The organism is Sphingomonas jeddahensis (assembly GCF_001981525.1).
Lineage (GTDB): Bacteria > Pseudomonadota > Alphaproteobacteria > Sphingomonadales > Sphingomonadaceae > Sphingomonas > Sphingomonas jeddahensis.
The window spans coordinates 184,777-204,451 of record NZ_MPSB01000005.1 but is presented as its reverse complement, the minus strand read 5'-3'; the positions used below and the strand labels follow the sequence as shown (position 1 = coordinate 204,451).

At 67.7% G+C, this 19,675-nt stretch carries 20 protein-coding genes, 1 tRNA gene and 1 other RNA gene; 8 read left to right on the top strand and 14 right to left on the bottom strand.

What is annotated here, in order from left to right; genetic code table 11:
• Window positions 1-6: 6 nt before the first annotated feature.
• Genes gatB through hemW form a run of 4 tightly spaced genes read right to left on the bottom strand, consistent with a single transcriptional unit; the run spans window position 7 to window position 4,541 of the window.
• Window positions 7-1,470, bottom strand: coding sequence for an Asp-tRNA(Asn)/Glu-tRNA(Gln) amidotransferase subunit GatB (gene gatB, locus SPHI_RS07885; protein WP_076744345.1), 1,464 nt, complete (start codon window positions 1,468-1,470; stop codon window positions 7-9).
• 27 nt (window positions 1,471-1,497) lie between these two features.
• Window positions 1,498-2,982, bottom strand: coding sequence for an Asp-tRNA(Asn)/Glu-tRNA(Gln) amidotransferase subunit GatA (gene gatA, locus SPHI_RS07880; protein ID WP_076744344.1), 1,485 nt, complete (start codon window positions 2,980-2,982; stop codon window positions 1,498-1,500).
• Between the two features lie 46 nt (window positions 2,983-3,028).
• The gene (gene gatC, locus SPHI_RS07875; RefSeq protein WP_076744343.1) at window positions 3,029-3,331 is read right to left on the bottom strand and encodes an Asp-tRNA(Asn)/Glu-tRNA(Gln) amidotransferase subunit GatC; all 303 of its coding nucleotides are present in this window, start codon (window positions 3,329-3,331) and stop codon (window positions 3,029-3,031) included.
• Between the two features lie 55 nt (window positions 3,332-3,386).
• Window positions 3,387-4,541, bottom strand: coding sequence for a radical SAM family heme chaperone HemW (gene hemW, locus SPHI_RS07870; RefSeq protein ID WP_076744342.1), 1,155 nt, complete (start codon window positions 4,539-4,541; stop codon window positions 3,387-3,389).
• A 12-nt stretch (window positions 4,542-4,553) separates the two neighbouring features.
• On the opposite strand from hemW, the gene SPHI_RS07865 reads away from it, so the two are divergent.
• On the top strand, window positions 4,554-5,117 hold the full coding sequence (locus SPHI_RS07865) for a CAP domain-containing protein (RefSeq protein ID WP_076744341.1): 564 nt from the start codon (window positions 4,554-4,556) through the stop codon (window positions 5,115-5,117).
• 125 nt (window positions 5,118-5,242) lie between these two features.
• Here SPHI_RS07865 and rdgB read toward each other — a convergent pair whose 3' ends face one another.
• Together rdgB and rph are read right to left on the bottom strand one after the other, a co-directional pair.
• Entirely contained in the window at window positions 5,243-5,869 is a 627-nt protein-coding gene (gene rdgB, locus SPHI_RS07860) for an RdgB/HAM1 family non-canonical purine NTP pyrophosphatase (protein ID WP_076744340.1), read from the bottom strand.
• Window positions 5,866-6,582: a ribonuclease PH gene (rph, locus tag SPHI_RS07855; RefSeq protein WP_076744339.1), complete on the bottom strand. Its 717-nt coding sequence runs from the start codon at window positions 6,580-6,582 to the stop codon at window positions 5,866-5,868. The genes rdgB and rph overlap by 4 nt, the downstream gene beginning before the upstream one ends.
• Window positions 6,583-6,766: 184 nt before the next feature.
• Here rph and hrcA point away from each other — a divergent pair, with 184 nt between their 5' ends.
• Together hrcA and grpE are read left to right on the top strand one after the other, a co-directional pair.
• Window positions 6,767-7,810: a heat-inducible transcriptional repressor HrcA gene (hrcA, locus tag SPHI_RS07850; RefSeq protein WP_076744338.1), complete on the top strand. Its 1,044-nt coding sequence runs from the start codon at window positions 6,767-6,769 to the stop codon at window positions 7,808-7,810.
• 26 nt (window positions 7,811-7,836) lie between these two features.
• A complete protein-coding gene (gene grpE, locus SPHI_RS07845; RefSeq protein WP_076744337.1) occupies window positions 7,837-8,382 on the top strand; it encodes a nucleotide exchange factor GrpE in 546 nt (181 codons plus the stop codon).
• Window positions 8,383-8,565: 183 nt separating this feature from the next.
• On the opposite strand, the gene SPHI_RS07840 is transcribed toward grpE, so the two are convergent.
• The 8 genes from SPHI_RS07840 to ssrA all read right to left on the bottom strand — a co-directional run bounded on the left by SPHI_RS07840 (window position 8,566) and on the right by ssrA (window position 15,171).
• A complete protein-coding gene (locus tag SPHI_RS07840) occupies window positions 8,566-9,546 on the bottom strand; it encodes a 5-oxoprolinase subunit C family protein (RefSeq protein WP_076744336.1) in 981 nt (326 codons plus the stop codon).
• The gene (locus tag SPHI_RS07835) at window positions 9,543-10,205 is read right to left on the bottom strand and encodes a 5-oxoprolinase subunit B family protein (RefSeq protein ID WP_076744335.1); all 663 of its coding nucleotides are present in this window, start codon (window positions 10,203-10,205) and stop codon (window positions 9,543-9,545) included. The genes SPHI_RS07840 and SPHI_RS07835 overlap by 4 nt, the downstream gene beginning before the upstream one ends.
• Window positions 10,202-10,969, bottom strand: coding sequence for a LamB/YcsF family protein (locus SPHI_RS07830; protein ID WP_076744334.1), 768 nt, complete (start codon window positions 10,967-10,969; stop codon window positions 10,202-10,204). Before SPHI_RS07830 ends, SPHI_RS07835 begins: the two co-directional genes overlap by 4 nt.
• 195 nt (window positions 10,970-11,164) lie before the next feature.
• Window positions 11,165-11,920 (bottom strand): SDR family NAD(P)-dependent oxidoreductase, encoded by a 756-nt coding sequence (locus SPHI_RS07825; protein ID WP_076744333.1) that lies wholly within the window; start codon window positions 11,918-11,920, stop codon window positions 11,165-11,167.
• A 55-nt stretch (window positions 11,921-11,975) separates the two neighbouring features.
• A tRNA-Glu gene (locus SPHI_RS07820) sits at window positions 11,976-12,050 on the bottom strand.
• 148 nt (window positions 12,051-12,198) lie between these two features.
• Window positions 12,199-13,944: a single-stranded-DNA-specific exonuclease RecJ gene (recJ, locus tag SPHI_RS07815; RefSeq protein WP_076744332.1), complete on the bottom strand. Its 1,746-nt coding sequence runs from the start codon at window positions 13,942-13,944 to the stop codon at window positions 12,199-12,201.
• A gap of 4 nt (window positions 13,945-13,948) precedes the next feature.
• Entirely contained in the window at window positions 13,949-14,629 is a 681-nt protein-coding gene (locus tag SPHI_RS07810; RefSeq protein WP_076744331.1) for a prolyl hydroxylase family protein, read from the bottom strand.
• Window positions 14,630-14,820: 191 nt separating this feature from the next.
• Window positions 14,821-15,171: a transfer-messenger RNA gene (gene ssrA / locus SPHI_RS07805) on the bottom strand.
• 43 nt (window positions 15,172-15,214) lie between these two features.
• On the opposite strand from ssrA, the gene SPHI_RS07800 reads away from it, so the two are divergent.
• The 5 genes from SPHI_RS07800 (at window position 15,215) to SPHI_RS07780 (ending at window position 19,672) form a co-directional block, all read left to right on the top strand.
• A complete protein-coding gene (locus tag SPHI_RS07800) occupies window positions 15,215-15,646 on the top strand; it encodes an RrF2 family transcriptional regulator (RefSeq protein ID WP_076744330.1) in 432 nt (143 codons plus the stop codon).
• 60 nt (window positions 15,647-15,706) lie between these two features.
• Complete coding sequence (locus SPHI_RS07795) at window positions 15,707-16,807, top strand: DUF3089 domain-containing protein (RefSeq protein WP_076744329.1); 1,101 nt, start codon at window positions 15,707-15,709, stop codon at window positions 16,805-16,807.
• Complete coding sequence (ruvX, locus tag SPHI_RS07790) at window positions 16,804-17,262, top strand: Holliday junction resolvase RuvX (protein ID WP_076744328.1); 459 nt, start codon at window positions 16,804-16,806, stop codon at window positions 17,260-17,262. Before SPHI_RS07795 ends, ruvX begins: the two co-directional genes overlap by 4 nt.
• Before the next feature lie 203 nt (window positions 17,263-17,465).
• Entirely contained in the window at window positions 17,466-18,455 is a 990-nt protein-coding gene (locus SPHI_RS07785; RefSeq protein WP_076744327.1) for an aspartate carbamoyltransferase catalytic subunit, read from the top strand.
• Window positions 18,452-19,672 carry a dihydroorotase gene (locus tag SPHI_RS07780; RefSeq protein ID WP_076744326.1) on the top strand — a complete coding sequence of 407 codons (1,221 nt, stop codon included), beginning with the start codon at window positions 18,452-18,454 and terminating at the stop codon, window positions 19,670-19,672. Before SPHI_RS07785 ends, SPHI_RS07780 begins: the two co-directional genes overlap by 4 nt.
• Window positions 19,673-19,675 lie beyond the last annotated feature (3 nt).

Here is a 19,675-nt window from a genome sequence, read left to right as displayed (position 1 = left end):
ACGCGCTTACCCCAGCGCCTTCTTCAACAACTCATTCACCACGCCGGGATTCGCCTTGCCGCCCATGGCCTTCATCGTCTGGCCGACGAAGAAGCCGAACAGCGCCACCTTGCCACCCCGATATTGCTCCAGCTGTGCCGGATTTTTCGCCAGAACCTCCGCGATTACCGCCTCGATTGCGCCGGTATCGCTGGTTTGCTTCAGCCCGCGTTCCTCGACGATCTTGCCCGGCGCGTCGCCCGTCTCCAGCATCACCTCGAACACCTGCTTGGCAAGGCTGCCCGAGAGCGTCCCGTCGGCCACCAGCGCCAGCAGCTCCGCCGCCTGCCCCGGCGTCACCGGCGAGTCCGTGATATCCTTGCCAACGCGATTCAGCGCGCCGAACAGTTCACCCGTCACCCAGTTCGACGCCGCCACCGGCGCCGCACCTGCCTCCAGCAGCGCATCGAACCACCGCGCCGTCTCGACCTCCGCCGTCAGCACCCCGGCATTGTACGGCGTTACCCCCGCCGCCTCGTAGCGCTTGCGCTTGGCATCGGGCAGCTCCGGCAGCGACGCACGGCATTCCTCGAGAAACGCATCGTCCAACTCAAGCGGCAGTAGATCCGGATCAGGGAAGTAGCGGTAATCATGCGCATCTTCCTTCGAGCGCATCGATCGCGTGGTGCCCGTATCGGCGTTGAACAGCCGCGTTTCCTGCACGATCGTCCCGCCGCTTTCGAGCAATTCGACCTGCCGGTTCGCCTCATGCTCGATCGCCGCCATCACGAAGCGCACCGAATTGACGTTCTTGGTCTCCGTCCGCGTACCAAGCTCGTCACCCGGCTTGCGCACGCTGACGTTGACGTCAGCGCGCATCGAGCCTTCTTCCATGTTCCCGTCGCAGCTGCCGACATAGCGCAGGATCGCCCGCAACTTTCGGAGGTAAGCCCCTGCTTCCGAAGGCGAACGCATGTCGGGACGGCTGACGATCTCCATCAGCGCCACGCCCGACCGGTTGAGATCGACATAAGAGCGCGTCGGATGCTGGTCGTGCATCAGCTTGCCGGCATCCTGCTCGACATGGATGCGCTCGACCCCGATCGTCTTGACCGCCTCGCCATCTTCGATCTCGATCGAGCCTTCGCCGACAAGCGGATGATAAAGCTGCGAAATCTGGTAGCCCTGCGGCAGATCGGCGTAGAAGTAATTCTTCCGGTCGAACCGCGACCAGCGATTGATCTCGGCGTCGATCGCCATGCCGGTGCGCACCGCCTGGCGGATGCACTCGCGGTTCGGTACCGGCAGCATACCGGGCATCGCCGCGTCGATCAGGCTCACCTGCGAATTCGGCTCTGCCCCGAACGCCGTGGCGGCTCCCGAGAACAGCTTCGCGTTCGACGTCACCTGCGCATGGACTTCAAGGCCGATCACGACCTCCCAATCTCCAGTGGCGCCCTTGATGCGATACGGTGCGGTTGCGTCAGCCATTGGCCTTAATCCCGAATACGATCTTCATTACCACCACGCCTGCGGCCGCGCGACGAACCCGGCGCGCTCCTCGATCGCCAGTGCGGCGTTGAGCACGCCCTGCTCGTCCAGCGCCTTGCCGATCACCTGCAGCCCCAGCGGCAGGCCCGCGCGATCCAGCCCGCCCGGCACGCTCATCGCCGGTAGGCCCGCCAGACTCGACGGCACGGTGAACACGTCGTTGAGGTACATCGCCAGCGGATCGGCGCTCTTCTCGCCGAGCGCAAACGCCGCCGACGGCGCGGTCGGCGTCAGCAGCACGTCGCACTTGTCCCAGGCGTGTTCGAAGTCGCGCGCGATCAGCGTGCGCACCTTCGAAGCCTGAGTGAAGTACGCATCGTAAAACCCTGCGGACAAGACATAAGTGCCGATCAGGATACGCCGCTTCACTTCCTCGCCGAAGCCAGCCGCGCGCGTCGCGGCATACATCGCCTGGAGGTTCGCACCGTCCGGCAGATTGCGCTGGCCGTAGCGAACGCCATCATAGCGCGCGAGGTTGGACGAGGCTTCCGCCGGCGCAATGATGTAGTACGCCGGCAGCGCATATTTCGTGTGCGGCAGCGACACTTCGACAATCTCGGCGCCCGCATCCTTCACCCACGCGATGCCCTGCTGCCACAGCGCCTCGATCTCCTCGGGCATGTTGTCGACGCGATACTCGCGCGGAATGCCGACGCGCTTCCCCGCTAGGCTCGCGTTCAGCCCCTGCTCCCACCGCGGCACTGGCAGATCGAGCGAGGTCGCGTCCTTGGCGTCGAACCCGCTCATCGCCTCCAGCATGATCGCGCAATCGCGCACGTCACGCGCCATCGGACCGGCCTGATCGAGCGACGAGGCGAAGGCGATCGTGCCCCAGCGCGAGCAGCGACCATAGGTCGGCTTGATCCCGGAGATTCCGGTGAACGCCGCCGGCTGGCGGATCGAGCCGCCCGTGTCGGTGCCGGTCGCGCCCGGGCACAGCCGCGCCGCGACCGCTGCGGACGACCCGCCCGACGACCCGCCCGGCGCCAGCGCCGCATTGCCCCCATCGTTGCGCCGCCACGGCGAAATCACATTGCCGAACGCGCTGGTTTCGTTGGACGAGCCCATTGCGAACTGGTCCATGTTGAGCTTGCCGAGCATGCCCGCACCCGCATCCCACAAGTTCTGCGAGACGGTGGACTCATACTGCGGCGTGAATCCCTCCAGAATGTGGCTCGCCGCGGTCGACGCCACGCCCTTGGTGCAGAACAGGTCCTTCATGCCGATCGGCACGCCGGCGAGCGGCTTCAGCGTCTCGCCCGCGGCCCGGGCCGCATCGGCGGCATCGGCGGCCGCCAGCGCGTGATCGGGCGTCTCGACAAGGAAGGCGTTGAGCGGCTTCGCGCCAGCAACAGCCGCGTTGAACGCAGTCGCTACCTCGCGCGCGGAGAAGGTGCCCTCGCGCACGCCGTCGCGGATCTCGCGAATGCCAAGGTCGGTGAGATCAGTCATGGTCACAACTCGAAAGAGTAAGTCAGAACAGTCGCTGGGAGCGGGCTCACTCGATTACCTTGGGAACGGTGAAGAAGCCATGCTCGGCCTGCGGCGCATTCGCCAGCACCGCGTCGCGTATCCCGCCGCCGGTCAGCGGATCGGCGTTCACCACGTCGTCGCGCAACCGCAGCGTATTGGGGATCACCGCGGTCATCGGCGCGACGCCGCTGGTATCCACCTCACCCAGTTGCTCGATCCAATCGAGGATGTTGTTGAGTTCGGGCACGAGCCGCTCGGCATGGGCATCGTCAATCGCGATGCGCGCCAGGCTGGCGACCTTCTTCACGGTGGCGGTATCTACAGACATGTTGCGCCGCTACCATTGCCGCGGGCGCGAAGGCAACAGCAGCCCGCGCGCCCGGTCAGGCCGTCACGCGATCGCGCACCACCTCCGGCAGGATCGCGTCAAGCAGCAACATGCCCTCCTCGGTCACGCGTAGGCGGCCCCCCTCACGCCGGATCAGATCGGGCAGTCGCGCGATCGCCCGCTCATCGACGATCTCTGCGACGTCGGCGCCCGCCAGCCGTGCGATCCGCGCCAGATCGACGCCCTGGCGCAGCCGCAACCCCATCAGCAATGCCTCCGATGCCTGGGTGGCGGGATCGAGCGGTTCCTCGCTCTGAATGCCGTGGCCGTTCCGCGCGACGGCACCCATCCAATTCTCCGGTTTCTTGTGCCGCACGGTTGCCAAGCCCCCTCGGCGTCCATGCGAGCCCGGGCCGACGCCGGCATAGGTCTGGTATCGCCAGTAAGCGAGGTTGTGGCGGCTCTCCGCGCCGGGCCGCGCATGGTTGCTGATCTCATACGCTGGCAGCCCCGCCGCTGCGGTGATCGCGCGAGTCGCCTCGAACAGGTCCGCCGCCGTGTCGCCATCGGGGATCGTCAGCCGCCCGGCCGCCGCCTCGGTGGCAAAGCGCGTCCCGGGCTCGATCGTCAGTTGATAGAGCGAAAGATGCTCTGTCCCAAACGCAATCGCGCGCCGCAACTCCGCCTCCCACGCCGCGAGTGGCTGTGCCGGCCGTGCATAGATGAGGTCGAAGCTGACTCGCGGGAATACGGATTGCGCGATTTCCAGCGCCGCCAGCCCTTCTTTCACGTCATGCGCTCGGCCGAGAAAATGCAGCGCTTCGTCCTCCAGCGCCTGTAGGCCGAGCGACACGCGGTTCACCCCCGCCGCCGCCAGATCGGCAAAGCACGCGGCCTCGACCGAGGACGGATTGGCCTCCAGCGTGATCTCGATCCCCGGCGTGAAGCCCCAATGCTGTTCCGCCGCCGCCAGCAACGCCGCCACCGTCTCGGGCGGCATCAGCGAAGGCGTACCGCCGCCGAAGAAAATCGAGGTGAGCCGCCGATCCGGCAAAACCGCCGCCTCATGCGCGAGATCCGCAAGCAACGCCGCGCGCCACGCCGCCTGGTCGACGCCCGCCCGAACATGGCTGTTGAAGTCGCAATACGGGCATTTCGAGACGCAGAAGGGCCAGTGGATATAGAGGGCGAGAGGATTGTCTGGAGGCATCACGGTGCCGATATGGCCGCGATGCCGCTCCAACGCCACCTCGCCGCACTCGCCCTTCTGCTCGCCGGTTGCGCGCAAGCACCCGAGCGGGTGGTCGAACGGGATCTCGCCGAAGCGCCGCCGCCGCGCGACCCGGCGCAGCTACGCAGGGTGATGATGGGTGGGCACGATCGCGCGCGTGCCGAAGCAGGCGTGCCCCCGCTGACATGGGACTCTCGCCTCGCCGCGTCGGCCCGCACCTATGCCGAAGAGATGGCGCGCACTGGACGCTTTGCGCACGCCGATCAGCCGCATGGCCCGATGCGCGAGGGCGAGAACCTGTGGACCGGCACGCGCGGCGCGTATCGCTATGACGAGATGATCGGGCATTGGATCGCGGAAAGGCGCGATTTCGTGAATGGCGTGACGCCCGCGTTCAGCCGCACCGGCAAGTGGCAGGACGTGTCCCACTATACCCAGATCGTGTGGCGGAACACGACGCGGGTTGGCTGCGCGATGACCTCGAACAAGCGCGACGACTTTCTGGTTTGCCGATACAGCCCGTCGGGCAATGTGGTGGGCGAGCGGACGCTTTAAGTCTGCAACGCTCCACCCAACCCGTTCGCACTGAGCTTGTCGAAGTGCGTGTGACGTAGCGCACCGCATGGGGCACGCACTTGGACAGGCTCCGTGCGAGCGGTTTGAAGCAGAGCCCTTCCGCCTCAGAACACCGCTGCCACGAGCTGCCGGAACGCATCCGCACGGTGGCTGATCGCGTGCTTTTCGTCCTGGTCCATCTCACCGAACGTCTGATCGCGCCCCTCGGGCAGGAACATCGGATCGTAGCCGAAGCCTTTGTCCCCCCGCGGCGGCCACACCAAAGTGCCATCGACGCGTCCTTCGAACCATTCGACATGCCCATCGGGCCAGGCCAGCGCCAGCGCGCAGACGAAATGCGCGTCGCGCGAGGCCCCGTCGATCGCGTCGACCTTGTCTTGCACCAGCCGCATCGCCGCGCCGAAATCCTTGCGTTCGCCTGCCCAGCGAGCGGAGAAGATCCCGGGATCGCCGCCCAGCGCCTCGACGCACATGCCGCTGTCGTCGGCGAGCGCCGGCAACCCAGACAGGTCAGCGGCCACGCGTGCCTTCAGCTCCGCGTTCATCACGAACGTCGTGCCGGTCTCCTCCGGTTCGGGCAGGTCGAGTTCAGCGGCGGACACGACGTCCAGCCCGTGGCCCTCCAGCAGCGCCGCGATCTCGCGCACCTTGCCCGGATTGTGGCTGGCGATCACGAGCTTGCCCGGTCGGAGCTTGCGGATGGCCTGCGGCTCGCCGCCCTCGCCGCTCATTGACTAACGGCTCTTGCTTGCGCGGCGAAGATGTCGGCGCAGCCGATCCGCGCGAGACGGAGCAAGCGGAGCAACGCTTCCTCGTCATAGGTGGCATGCTCGGCGGTGGCCTGCGCCTCGGCGATGTTGCCATTTTCGAGCAGGACGAAGTTGCCGTCGGCATCGGCGTTCGAATCCTCGTCATAATCGAGGTCGAGCACCGGCTGGCCCTGGTAGATGCCGCAGCTAATCGCCGCGACCTTCTGCGCGATCGGATCCTTCTCGATCTTGCCCGCCGCCATCAGCCCGTTGACCGCAAGGCGCAGCGCGACCCAAGCACCCGAGATCGAGGCGGTGCGCGTGCCGCCATCGGCCTGGATCACGTCGCAATCGAGCACGATCTGGCGCTCGCCCAGTGCTTGCATATCTGTCACCGCGCGCAAGGAACGGCCGATAAGTCGCTGGATTTCCTGCGTACGCCCCGACTGCTTGCCCTTGGCCGCCTCGCGATTGCCGCGGGTGTGCGTGGCGCGCGGGAGCATGCCGTATTCGGCCGTCACCCAGCCCTGCCCCTTGCCGCGCAGGAACGGCGGCACCCGCTCCTCGATGCTGGCAGTGACCAGCACCTTGGTGTCACCGAATCCGATCAGCACCGATCCTTCGGCGTGACGGGTGAAGTTCGGCTCGATGGTGATGGCGCGCATCTGGTCTGGCGCACGGCCGCTGGGACGCATGTGTTCTGGCTCCAATAACCCGTTCGGGCTGAGCTTGTCGAAGCCCTGTCCTTTCTCCACGAAGGTGAGGACAGCCCGTCGACAAGCTCAGGGCGAACGGCAGTGATTTGTAGCGGCCGTAGCTTTTCCCCCTACCCCGCGCCAGCCCGTTGAGTGACGCGGGCAACCACCCTAGATTTCCCCCGTGACCGCCTCCCCTCCGATCGCCGAACTGTCGGACCGGGCCCGCGATATCTTTCGCCGGGTCGTCGACGGCTATATTCACAACGGACAGCCGGTCGGTTCCAAGACGCTTGCGCTCGCCGGCCTCAATCTCTCCCCAGCCTCCATCCGTAGCGTGCTCGCGCAGCTCGAGGACGTCGGTCTGCTCGCGGCCCCGCATACGTCGGCTGGGCGGATGCCCACCGAATTGGGCCTGCGCCTGTTCGTCGACGGCATGATGCAGGCGCTCGAACCCTCCGCCGAGGAACGCGCGACGATCGAGTCGCGCGCCGGACTTGGCGGCCCGGTGGAAGAAGCGATCGCCGCCACTACCGCGGCGCTTTCGGGCCTGTCCGCCTGCGCCGGGCTCGTCATGGTGCCCAAACACGAACAGGTGCTGCGCTCCATCGGCTTCGTCCCCCTGTCGCATGGCCAGGCACTGGCGGTCTTGGTCAGCGAAGATGGCGCGGTTGAAAATCGCGTGGTCGATCTGCCCCCCGGTGTCGGCCCTGCCGCGTTGATCGAGGCGGGCAATTACATGTCCGCTACCCTCTCCGGCCTCACCCTCGCCGCCGCGCGCGCCCGGATCGAGCACGAGCTGGCGCAGGGTCGCGCGGCGCTCGACAGCGCGGCCCGCGCGCTGATCGAACGCGGCATCGCGGTGTGGAGCGAGGACGGCGAGCGCCGCCCGGTGCTGATCGTGCGCGGCCAGGCGCGGTTGCTGGATGACGCGGCCACCGCGGATCTCGACCGGGTCCGTGATCTGCTCGACGATCTCGACGGCAAGCAGGAAATCGCCGCCCTGCTCGATTCGGCCCGCGCTGGCGACGCCACCCGCATTTTCATCGGCGCGGAGAACAAATTGTTCGCGCTGTCCGGCTCCTCTGTGATCGCCAAGCCCTTTCGCGGCAGCGACGGCCGGGTGGTCGGCGTCGTTGGCGTGATCGGCCCCACGCGGTTGAACTACGCGCGTGTCGTGCCCATGGTGGATTTCACGGCCGCAACGCTCGCCCGTCTTATGGGTTGAGCGGCTATCTTGAAGACAGGGAAACGATGACTGACACCGAGACGAATACCCCGGCTGAGGACCTGCGCGAGGAAACCGCCGCGGACGCTCCCGAGGTCGCGGAACATGATCGCGTGGCCGAGCTGGAAAGTCAGCTCGCCGAGGCCAAGCAGCAGACGCTGTATGCCCAGGCCGAGATCCAGAACGTCCGCCGTCGCGCCGAAAAGGACGCTGCCGACGCCCGCGCCTATGCCGCCACCAATTTCGCGCGGGACGTGCTGAGCGTGAACGACAATCTCGAACGCGCATTGGCGGCGATTCCTGCGGAGCTGCGCGAGGATGACAAGTTCAAGGGCCTCGTCACTGGCCTCGAGGCGACCGGGCGCGAGCTGACCAACGTCTTCCAGCGCCACGGCCTGACCAAGATCGAAGCGATGGGTCAGCCGCTCGATCCCAACCGCCACCAGGCGATGCTGGAAGTACCGTCTGACGCGGAAGCGGGCACGATCGTTCAGGAAATGCAATCCGGCTGGATGATCAAGGATCGCCTGCTGCGCCCGGCGCTGGTCGGCGTGGCGAAGAAGCCGGCGTAACTTACCCCGGCTTCGCGGAAGGGCTTTACGGCCCCTCCTCGTTCGTGCCGAGCGAAGTCGAGGCGTGAGCTACGAACGCATCGCTCGTGGCATGTCCCTCGACGTTGCTCGGGACGAACGGGAGGGTCGCTCCCTATTCCATTCGCTCCGAGCCGGTCGAAGCGCACGCCCGCCAGTGCTCCGCTAAGGCGCCACCACCCCATCCACCAGGTTCGCCGTCAGCAACGACCCCCGCGCCCGGCACCCGGCCCTCACCTGCGCCAGCCATGCCGCGTCTCGCGCCGCCGCCGCCCGCGTCAGCGCCACTGCCGCACCCGCATCCACCACCGCGAACCGCAGTGCCGCGGCCGCCGGCAGCTGCGCCACTCGATCGATATCCGGTTCCACCACCGCCCCGATCCGCGGATAGCCGCCCGTGGTCTGGTGATCCGCGGTCAACAGGCTGACCCGTCCATCGCCATCCACCTGCAAAGCCCCGCGCACCGCCGGCTCGCTTGGCATGTCGACACGTAGAGGCGTCAACGCCGGTCCATCCAGCACCATTCCCATGCGATCGAAGCGAGCGCTCGCAGCAAACGGCTCTCCCGTCAGCCGTGCCAGCACCTCGTCAGCGAAGAATCGTTGCTGCGGCCCAAGCACCACCCGCGCCACTGCAACCGGCTCGGCTTCCGGCGGCGGCGCGATCGATACCGAAGCACGGTCCCGCGCATCGGCAATCGACACCGCCGCACCCGCCTCCAGCCTCCCCGCGCCCAATCCGGCGATCAGATGCGTAGATCGGCTCCCCAGCCACGCCGCGCCGTCCATCTCCCCGGCAAAGGCAAGATAGCCCCAATTCCCGCCGCTCTCGCGCACCCGGCAGCGCGCGCCCGGTTGAAGCGTCACCACGCACCAGCCACCGACCTCCACGCCGTTCACAGAGGCGACCGCCGCGCCGGTGATCGCCATCGCCACCGGCCCGCCCTCGCACGTGAAGCTCAGCCCGCCGAGCGACACCTCGATCCCCACCTCCTTGCCGCCTGTTGCCGCCAGCGCGGCCGCAAAGGCGCGCCGATCCACCGGCCCCGACGGCGGCACGCCAAAGCGCCGCCAGCCCGGCCGCCCCGCATCCTGTACGCTGGTCAGCGGTCCCGCCGTCTCGATTCGCAGCCGCGCCACGCTCATACCAGCGCCTCTGCACGCACGCGGGTGAAGCGCACTTGATCCCCCGGCTCGAACAGGAAGGGCCGCCCCGCCCCAGCATCCAGAACGCGCAGCGGCGTGCGGCCGATCACCCACCAGCCCGTTGGCATCGGCAAGGTGGTGATCAGGCATTGCGGCCCCGCCACCATCACGCTGCCCACTGGATACCCACGCACCGCCACCGCCTTGCGCGGCAAGTGTAGCGCCTCCGGCACACCGCCGAGATAGGCGTATCCCGGCGCGAAACCGTACATGAACACGCGATACTCGCCCGCCAAATGCGCGGCGATCACCGCCTCCCCTGACATGCCCAGCCACTCGGCCACCGCCGCCAAGTCGGGCGCTGCGTCTCCCTCATAGCAGACGGGCACCTCATGCGTGTGCGCGCCCGTGAAATCGCCGCCCGGCGCGATCAGGCGAGCGGCATGCGCCTCCACCGCAACATGATCGGTCACCAACGGGTCGAAGACGAACAGCAGGCTGGTATAGGCCGGCACCGTTTCCACCAGCCCCACGGGCGGCGCGGCGGCCACCGCGCGGTCCAGCGCAACGACCCGGGCAAACAGCGCCTCGTCGATCACATCGCCAAAGTCCGCGAGCAGCGCCCCGGCGCCAACCGCGCGAAAAACGGGCGCAGTCATGCCCGCTCAACGAAGGGCGCGATCGTCAGCCGCTGCTCGATCAGCGTCGCACGCACCCGGGTCGCCATGGCCACGGCGGCCGGATTGTCGCCATGCACGCAGATCGAATCCGCTGCGAGCCGCACCCCGCCCCCATCCACGGTCGGCATCACGCCGCTGTCGAAAAACACCACCAACCGCGCCGCAGCTTCCTCCGCATCATGGATCAGCGCGCCCGGCTGGCTGCGCGGCATCAATTGCCCGGCCGGCGTATAGCCGCGGTCGGCATAGATTTCGCTGAACACCCGCAGCCCCGCATCGCGTGCCGCCCGCTCCAGCTCGGTCCCGGAAATCGCCAGCACCGCCAACTCGCGATCCACCGCCCACACCGACCGCGCGATCGCATCCGCCACATCGCGCTCGGCCGCTGCGACATTGGCCAGGGCCCCATGTGGCTTTACATGGCGCACCGGATGGCCGGCCAGCGCCGCGACCGCGAGCAGCGCGCCGACCTGCGCCGCCACGAACCGCTCGATCTCCGCCGCCGAAGCCGGCAGCCGCCGCCGCCCGAAGCCGAGCAGATCGGGATAACTCGGATGCGCGCCCACGCTGACGCCCCGCTCACGCGCCAGCGTCAGCGTGCGGAACATCGTCTCGGGATCACTGGCATGCCCGCCACACGCCACATTGGCGCTGCTGACAAGCGCAAACACTGCCGCATCGTCACCCATCGCCCACGGGCCATAGCCTTCGCCCAGATCGGCGTTCAGATCGATCGATCGCATGGGTGCGCTATACCGGGCGATCGGAAGTTGTCGAAGTCCGCCCCTTCAACACGCTATTGCCATTCGGGCTGAGCTTGTCGAAGCCTTGCGCTTCTTCGCAAGGGAGTACAGCCCCTCGACAAGCTCAGGGCGACCGGAGATGGTGCCGCCGGAAGGCACGGGCTTTGGCAACTGCAGGCGAACGGGGGTGGGTGGCTACAACGATTGCCCATCATCGATATCGATCACCGAACCCGTCACCATCGCGCTCGCATCCGACGCGAAATACAAAAGCTGCGGGTCGAGCACGTCGATCGGCATGAACCGCCGCCGGTGCCAGCCGGCAACCTGCTTCGCGCCGCCCTCGCTCTGAAACCAGTCGCCGGCGATCTCGGTCTGGATATAGCCCGGCTGGATCACGTTGACGTTGATCCCCATGCGCACCCATTCGCGCGCCAGGTTACGCCCGAGATGCGCCACCGCCGCCTTGGACGCGGCATAAGCGCTGTCGCCATGGCCGGTGACATGCGCGGTGATCGAGCCGACCAGCACGACCCGCCCGCGTCCGCTGTCGCGCGATCCCGCCGCGATCATCCGCCGCGCGCCCTCGCGCGCGGTCAGCAGCACGCCGGTGAAATTGGTATCGATCGTCTGGCGCAGCTTGTCAGGCTCGACATCAACCGTGCGCCCGCCATTGGCGACCCCGGCATTGGCGATCACCGTATCGATCGGCCCGAACTTCGCCTCAGCCGCATTATAAGCCGCTGCAATCGAGCCCTCGTCCGTCACATCGATGGCCACGGGCAGCGCCTTGTCGCCCAGCCGCGCCGCAAGCGCCTCGACCCGATCGACGCGCCGCGCGCCGATCACGACCCGCGCCCCGGCTGCAACAAAGATTTCCGCGAAATGCGCACCCAGGCCAGAGGAGGCGCCTGTGATGAGCGCCGTGCGCCCGTTGAGATCGAACCCCATCCTATCCTCCCCTGACGCCCTTCGTGGCGCCAGGTCGGCGAAGCGGGCGATGTGCTGGTGACCCCTACGGGACTCGAACCCGTGTTTCAGCCGTGAAAGGGCCGCGTCCTAACCACTAGACGAAGGGGCCAGCGGGGGGTGCAGCTAGAGGGGGTAAGCGCCCCTGTCAATCGCTGAAGATCATCTTCCGTTCGTGCCGAGCAAAGTCGAGGCATTGGCTGCCTGAACCGTGTCCCTCGACCTCGCTCGGGACGAACGGCTCACGAACGCCACAGAGATCAATCTGCCCAGGCCGCATCGTCGATGTGAAGTTCGGCGGCGGGCCGCTGCGCCCAATCGTCGATCTTGGCGCGCCCCGCGAGCCACAACTTGCGATGGGAGGCCGCGCCGAGCAGTGCCACGCCCAGCGGCGTATCCGCGGCGCGAAACGCCATCGCCTTCAGGCTGCGTCCGTCATCCCCCGCCACGATCGCGCGGACATGGCCGTTGCCGACCACATCCACGCGCACCGGCCGCACCGGCCCGATCGCGACGCGCGGCGAGGGCCAGCCGACGCCATAAGGCCCGCCGCTCTCCATCGCGGTAACCAGATCAGGCGTGACGCCGCCTGCCGCATGGACCGAATCGACCAGCAACGCCCGGTCCGCCACGGCGGCGGCGACCCGCGAGGCGAGCAGCTCCTCCAGGAAATCGGCGAAGGTCGGTACCTTGTCCGCTTCGATCGTCAGCCCGGCCGCCATCGCATGGCCACCGCCGGCGACAAGCAGCCCTGCCTCCTTCGCCGCCAGCACTGCCTGCCCCAGATCGACGCCGGTGATCGACCGGCCCGATCCCTTGCCGACGCCATGCTCGTCCACCGCAATGACGATCGCCGGCTGGCCGAGCTTTTCCTTCAGCCGCCCGGCGACGATCCCGATCACGCCGGGGTGCCAGCCGCGTCCGGCCACCACCGTCACGCTGCGCCCGGCGGCGTACATGGTTTCCGCCTCGGCCTGCACCGCCGCCTCGATCGCGCGTCGTTCCTCGTTGAGCTGGTCGAGCTCCGCGGCGATCGCGCGCGCCTCCGCCGGATCGCGCGTGGTGAGCAGCCGCACGCCAAGATCCGCCCGCCCGACGCGCCCACCGGCATTGATCCGCGGCCCCAGCGCAAAGCCAAGGTCGGTCGCCGTCGGCGCGCGCGTCAGCCGCGAGGCTTCGATCAGCGCGGCAAGCCCGATGTTGCGCCGCCCCGCCATCACCTTGAGGCCCTGCGCAACGAACGCCCGGTTGAGCCCGCGCAGCTGCGCCACGTCGGCCACCGTCCCGAGCGCGACGAGATCGAGCAGGTCGAGCAGCCGCGGTTCCTGGCGCAGCGCGAAATATCCGCGTCGCCGCAGCACCCGCAGCAGCGCCGCCCCGAGCAGAAACGCAACGCCGACTGCCGCCAGATGGCCATGCGCCGCGCCTTCGACCTCATCGAGCCGATTGGGATTCACCACCGCATGCGCCAGCGGCAGTTCGCTCGCGCATTGGTGATGGTCCACCACGATCACGTCGACCGGGGCAGCCCGCGCGGCGGCAAGCGCGTCGAACGCCTGCGCCCCGCAATCCACGGTCACGATCAACGACGCGCCCTCATGCGCCAGCCGGGTCATCGCTGCCGCTGTCGGGCCGTAGCCCTCGGTCACCCGGTCGGGAATATACACCCGCGCCTCAACCCCAAGCTGCCGCAGCAGCAGGATCATCACCGCGGCCGACGTCGCGCCATCCACGTCATAATCGCCAAACACCGCAATCTGCTCGGCGCCCTGCACCGCATCGGCGAGCCGTTCGGCGGCAGCATCCATGTCGCGGAAGATCGACGGATCGGGCATGAAGGCGCGGATCGAGGGCGTGCGATGATCGTCCAGCGCCTCGCGTGGACAGCCACGGGCGAGCAGCAATTGCGTGACCAGATCGTCAAGCGACAGATTGTCCGAAGCAGTCGCGCGCCAGCGCCACGGCTGACCCAGGATCGATCGTTCGACCCCCAATACATGCATCATGATGTCAGGCGATCGGTGTCCAGGGGGCCTCGCGAAACCATTTGGTAATGATATATTTCACGCCCTCCGATACCGCCGTGCCCTCGTGCAGCGTTGCGGTATTGGGGCTGCCGTCAAGGTTCATGTTGTTCCACGCCAGCAGCGTACCACGCTTGGGCTTCACCCGCACGCCGGCCTGCGGAAACCAGGTCGCGCCGCCCTCCTCCACATCGTTGAGGAAGATCATCGCCGTCCACACGCGCTGCCCACCGCTGGCCTTCATCGCCGGCCAATAGCTTTCGCCTTCGTGGAAATAATCGTGATGCGCCTTGAAATACTGGCCGGGGGCGTAGCGCTGACCCTGCATCGTCTCGCCCCAGGCTGGATCAAGCCCGAGTAGATGCGCCAGCCCTTCGTCGATCGGCCGGATCTCGTCCGAGCGGCGATCCATGTCGCAGCTCTCGGAAGTGCGGAACGAGCTGTTGCCGCTGTCCGACAGCAAGGTGGACGGTCGTCGGTTGGCATCGATCATCGCCACCAGCCGCTTGCAGGTCGGCACGTCGAGATAATTCGGCAGCTTCCATGCTGCGGCGTACGCGCTGGGCAGCTTTATCGAACGCGGATCGGCTTCGAGAAGCGCGGCGACGGAGGCGCCGATCTGCGCGCGATGAGCGGAAGGATGCCCGGGGACGCTAGTGATCGCCATGCCGCCTATTTGCGCGCGCGGGTGCGAATGACAAGGCACCCTATCCGTTCGTCCCGAGCGAAGTCGAGGGACATGCCTCACACGCCCCGCTCGGGGCCGTTCCTCGACTTCGCTCGGGACGAACGGATGAGGCATAGCGAGATCATGAAAGGGGGTGGGGAGCTTCTGTTGCCCGGTGCTCCCCGTACCGCTGGAATCCCCTTCTGTTGCCCGGTGGGGTCCAACCGCGCTATTTTGGTGTAACCTTAGGCCGTTAAGCCGTCAGGTTACGCCGCAATCGCGAGTGCTTCGTTATCGTTGGCACTTGTGTATGGGCCGTCACGGTGGTCCCATTCCGAGCAAAGACCAGCGCCTTTCAACACACGTCGATCCTGGTTCGGCCCCGTCAGTGCGGCTGCTGAAAGCAGCGGCAATGGTGGAGCCGCCGGGTACTGCCCCCGGGTCCGCTGTGCCTATTTTTCGCCGGCTTTTATCGCCATAGCCGTGGGGCAAGCCCCGCGAGCCCCACCGATATAGGGCGGCCGTCACAAAGTTGAAAGGGGCGCCTTTCGGCGGCCATAATGCGGGTGCATATAACAGGATATCATGCTTACCCAGCGTTCCCGTTACGCCCTGCGCTCGATGATCTTTCTCGCGACCATGCCGGCCGGCGGCCCGCCCGTTCCCATGAACCGCATCGCGACGGAGGCGAATGTCCCGCGCAAGTTCCTTGAACTGATCCTTGCCGATCTGCGCGATGCCGGCCTGCTGCACAGCCACCGCGGCAAGATGGGCGGCTACATGCTCTCGCGTCCATCGCACCTCATTTCGCTCGGCGAGATCATCCGCGTGATCGAGGGTCCGCTGGCGCTAGTCCCCTGCGTCAGCCGCACCGCCTATCGCCCGTGCAAGGATTGCAAAAGTGAGGCGGACTGCGCGATCCGCAAGTCGATGGCCCGCGTCCGCGACGAAACCGCCCGCATCCTCGACGGCACCAGCCTCGCCGACACCACGGCCATGGAGATGGCGGCCGCCTAACCCACCCGCCGTCACACCGCCAGTTGCGCACGCGCGCCCACTCGGGCAGGCCGCGCAGCCATGGCGCGCAAGTTCCTCTACGTCATCGCCTTCCTCATCGCGCTCGCGATCGCCGGGGCCGTGGTTTACCGCATCTGGGGCAATGACCTCATCCGCTGGACCTTCGTGCCCGGCCGACCCTTTGAACCGAAGGGAAAGGCAGCCGCGCAGGCCTATGACGATCCCGGGATGTGGCTTGCCCGCCCCGACCTGCCCGGCAACCCCGCGCTATGGACCCCAGCTGGCTACCAGCCACGCACCACGCCCGGCGGCCCGGCCGTCTTCTTCATCCACCCTACGTCATACCTCAGCGGCGACCATTGGAACGCCCCGCTGGATGACAAGGAAGCGAACGACCGCGCCGCGCTGTTCCTCCGCGGCCAGGCGAGTGTGTTCAACGAGGCGGGCGAGATCTGGGCACCGCGCTATCGCCAGGCAACCTTCGGCTCCTTCCTCACCGACGCAGCGGACGCAGGCCGCGCGCTCAACCTCGCTTACGGCGACGTCCAGACCGCCTTTGCCGCCTTCCTAAAGCAGATCGGCCCCACCCGCCCGATCATCCTCGCCGGCCACAGCCAGGGCGCGCTTCACCTGACCCATCTGCTCAAGGACAAGGTCGCCGGCACCCCGCTCGCCCGCCGTGTTGTCGCCGCCTATGTCGTCGGCTGGCCGGTCAGCCGCGAACACGATCTCGCCGCGATGGGCCTCCCCGAATGCACCCGCCCCGACCAGCGCGGCTGCATCTTGTCCTGGGCAAGCTTCGCCGAACCTGCCGACCCGTCGCTGGTGATCGACACTTACGACCGTTCCACCGGCTTTGACGGAAAACCACGCCGCGGCAGCCAGCTCATCTGCACCAACCCGCTCACCGGCACGCCCGGGGCGACCGCCCCGGCCAGCGCCAACACCGGCACGCTCTTCCCCGCCGAAGACCTCGCCACCGCCACGATCGAGGCCGGCCGAGTTCCCGCGCGCTGCGGGGAGCGTGGCCTGCTGCTGATCGGCGAAGGGCCGGATGTCGGCCCCTATGTGCTTCCCGGCAACAACTACCACGTCTATGACTACAGCCTGTTCTGGGCCAACGTCCGTGCCGACGTCGCCCGCCGGGTGGCGGCACAATGATCACCCTCGCCGCCGCCGAGTTCCGCGAGGCGCTGCCGAACGGCGGCCGCCTGATCGGCCTCGATCTCGGCACGAAGACGCTCGGCACCGCTTTGTGCGACGCCGGCTGGACCTTCGCCAGTCCGGCGCCGCTCATCAAGCGCCGTAAGTTCACCCAGGATAAGGCCGCACTGGCCGATCTGATCGCCGCGCAGCAGGTCGCCGGCATCATCCTCGGCCTGCCGCTCAACCTCGACGGTAGCGAAAGCCCGCGCTCGCAGTCGACCCGCGCCTTCGCCCGCAACGTCACGGACCTTGGCCCGATCCTCCTATGGGACGAACGCTGGTCCACCGTCGCGGTGGAGCGTGTGATGATCGAACAGGACATGAGCCGCGCGAAGCGCGCGGAGCGGATCGATTCGCTGGCCGCGGCGCACATTCTGCAAGCGGCGATCGACGCGTTGACACAGGGGTAGCGCGTTCCTCGTCACCCCGGACTTGATCCGGGGTCCCGCTTCTTCCTTCTTCAGGGCGGCGAGAAGGCAGCGGGACCCCGGCTCAAGGCCGGGGTGACGGGTGGTATGATCCCGGCTCAAGCCTGTCCTGAGCTTCGCAGTAGGAGCGCAGACAGAGGGCGCACCTTGCCCTCCCCACCCGCCGGGACTATCCCGCCCCCCCGATGCCATCACCATCGGACCACCGCCCCGCGTCGCAGATCCCCGGCGGCGCCGTTTTCCCGCACCGCCACTTGACCGGGATCGAGGGTCTCCAGCCGCACGAGATCACCTTTCTCCTCGACGAGGCGGAAGGCTGGATCGCCGCCAACCGCGGCCGTGCCACACCCGACAAGCGGCTCGCCGGGCTCACCCAGATCAACGCCTTCTTCGAGAACAGCACCCGCACGCTCTTGAGCTTCGAGATCGCCGGCAAGCGCCTGGGCGCAGACGTGGTCAACATGCACGCCGCACAATCCAGCGTGAAGAAGGGCGAGACGCTGATCGACACCGCCATGACGCTCAACGCCATGCGCGCCGACGTGATCGTGATCCGTCACATGTCTTCAGGTGCAGTGCGGCTGATCGCCGACAAGGTCGATTGCCCCGTGCTTAACGCCGGTGACGGGCGCCACGAACACCCGACCCAGGCCCTGCTGGACGCGCTGACGATCCGCCGCCGCCGCGGCACGATCCACAACCAGCGCGTGGTGATCTGCGGCGACCTGCTGCACAGCCGAGTCGCCCGCTCGAACATCCTGGCACTCACCGCGCTAGCCGCCGAGGTCCGCGTCTGCGCGCCCTCCACATTGATGCCTCCCGCGATCGAGCGGATGGGCGTCACCCCATTCACTGATTTCGACAACGCGCTGGACGGCGCCGACGTGGTGATGATGCTCCGCCTTCAGACAGAGCGGATGACCGGCGGCTACGTCCCTTCCAGCCGCGAATATCACCTGCGCTACGGCCTCACGCTCGATCGCCTCGCCCGTGCCAAGCCCGACGCGCTCGTGATGCATCCCGGCCCAATGAATCGCGGTGTGGAGATCGATTCCAACGTGGCCGACCATGATCGCTCCGCCATTACCGAACAGGTCGAGATGGGGGTCGCCGTCCGAATGGCGTGCCTGGACGTGCTGACGCGAAGAGCGCGCGGCGTGGAGGGCTGGGCATGAGCAACGCGCTTCACTTCCGCGACGCCCGCATCGTCTGTCCCGTGGGGGGCGAGCGCCGCGGCGACCTGTTCGTCGCCGATGGCCGCATCACCGACGCCGCAGACGATGCCACCGTGATCGATTGCGCCGGCAAGCTCCTGCTGCCGGCGATTGTTGACCTCGGCGTTGCTGCCATCGACCGCGCCGCGTTCCGCGCTGGCGGGATCGTCCGCGTCGGGCTGATGCCCGATCAGTCACCCGTCCTGGACGAGCCCGGCATCGTTCAGCGCTCGTTGCTGATCGGCCGCCCCGATCTGTGGATCCACCCGATCGCCGCCGCCACCCGCGGCCTTCTCGGCACCGATCTCGCCGAAATGGCGATCTGCGCCTCGGCCGGCGCACGCGCGGTCGGGACGGGCAGACGCTGGATCGCCGACACCGGTGTGATGGCGCGCGTCCTCGCCTACGCCCGCGATCTCGGGTTGGTGGTGGTGAGCCATGCCGAGGACTCCGGCCTCGTAGGCGACGCCGTCGCCACCGAGGGCGAGACGGCCACCCGCCTCGGCCTCCCCGCCGCCGCCGCGCTTGCCGAGCCGCTGGCGATCGCGCGCGACCTGATGCTGGCCGAGTCGGCCGACGCGCGCCTCCACATCCGTCAGGTCACCACGAGAGCCGGTTTCGACTTGATTCGCGTCGCCAAGCGCCGCGGCGTGCGCGTCACCTGCGGCATCACCCCCGCCCATCTGCTGCTGTCCGACAATGCGATGAGCGACTTCCGCACCTTCGCGCATCTTTCGCCGCCGCTGCGTTCGGAGGATGATCGCCAGGCCGCGCTGGCCGCGCTGGCCGACGGCACGATCGACGTGCTCTGTTCCGGCCACGACCCGCGCGGGCCGGAGGAAAAGCGGTTGCCCTTCGCCGACGCCAGCGCCGGCGCCGCCGGCGCCGCCACGTTGCTCCCGCTAGCGCTCGGCCTGGTCCGCGACGAACGCGTCTCGCTGGAGCGCCTGGTCGCGCTGCTCTCGCGCAACCCCGCCGCCCTGCTCGACATCGACACCGGCGCTCTTAGCCTCGGCAGCGAGGCTGACGTGATGCTGGTCGATCCCGACGCTCCCTGGCAGATCAGCGCTGACACGCTTCCCGGCATGGCCGGGAACACGCCCTTCGACGGCCTACCCGTTCAAGGCCGCGTGCTCCGCCTGTTCAAGGGCGGCCGCGAGATCGGCGCGGCCGCCTAGGCC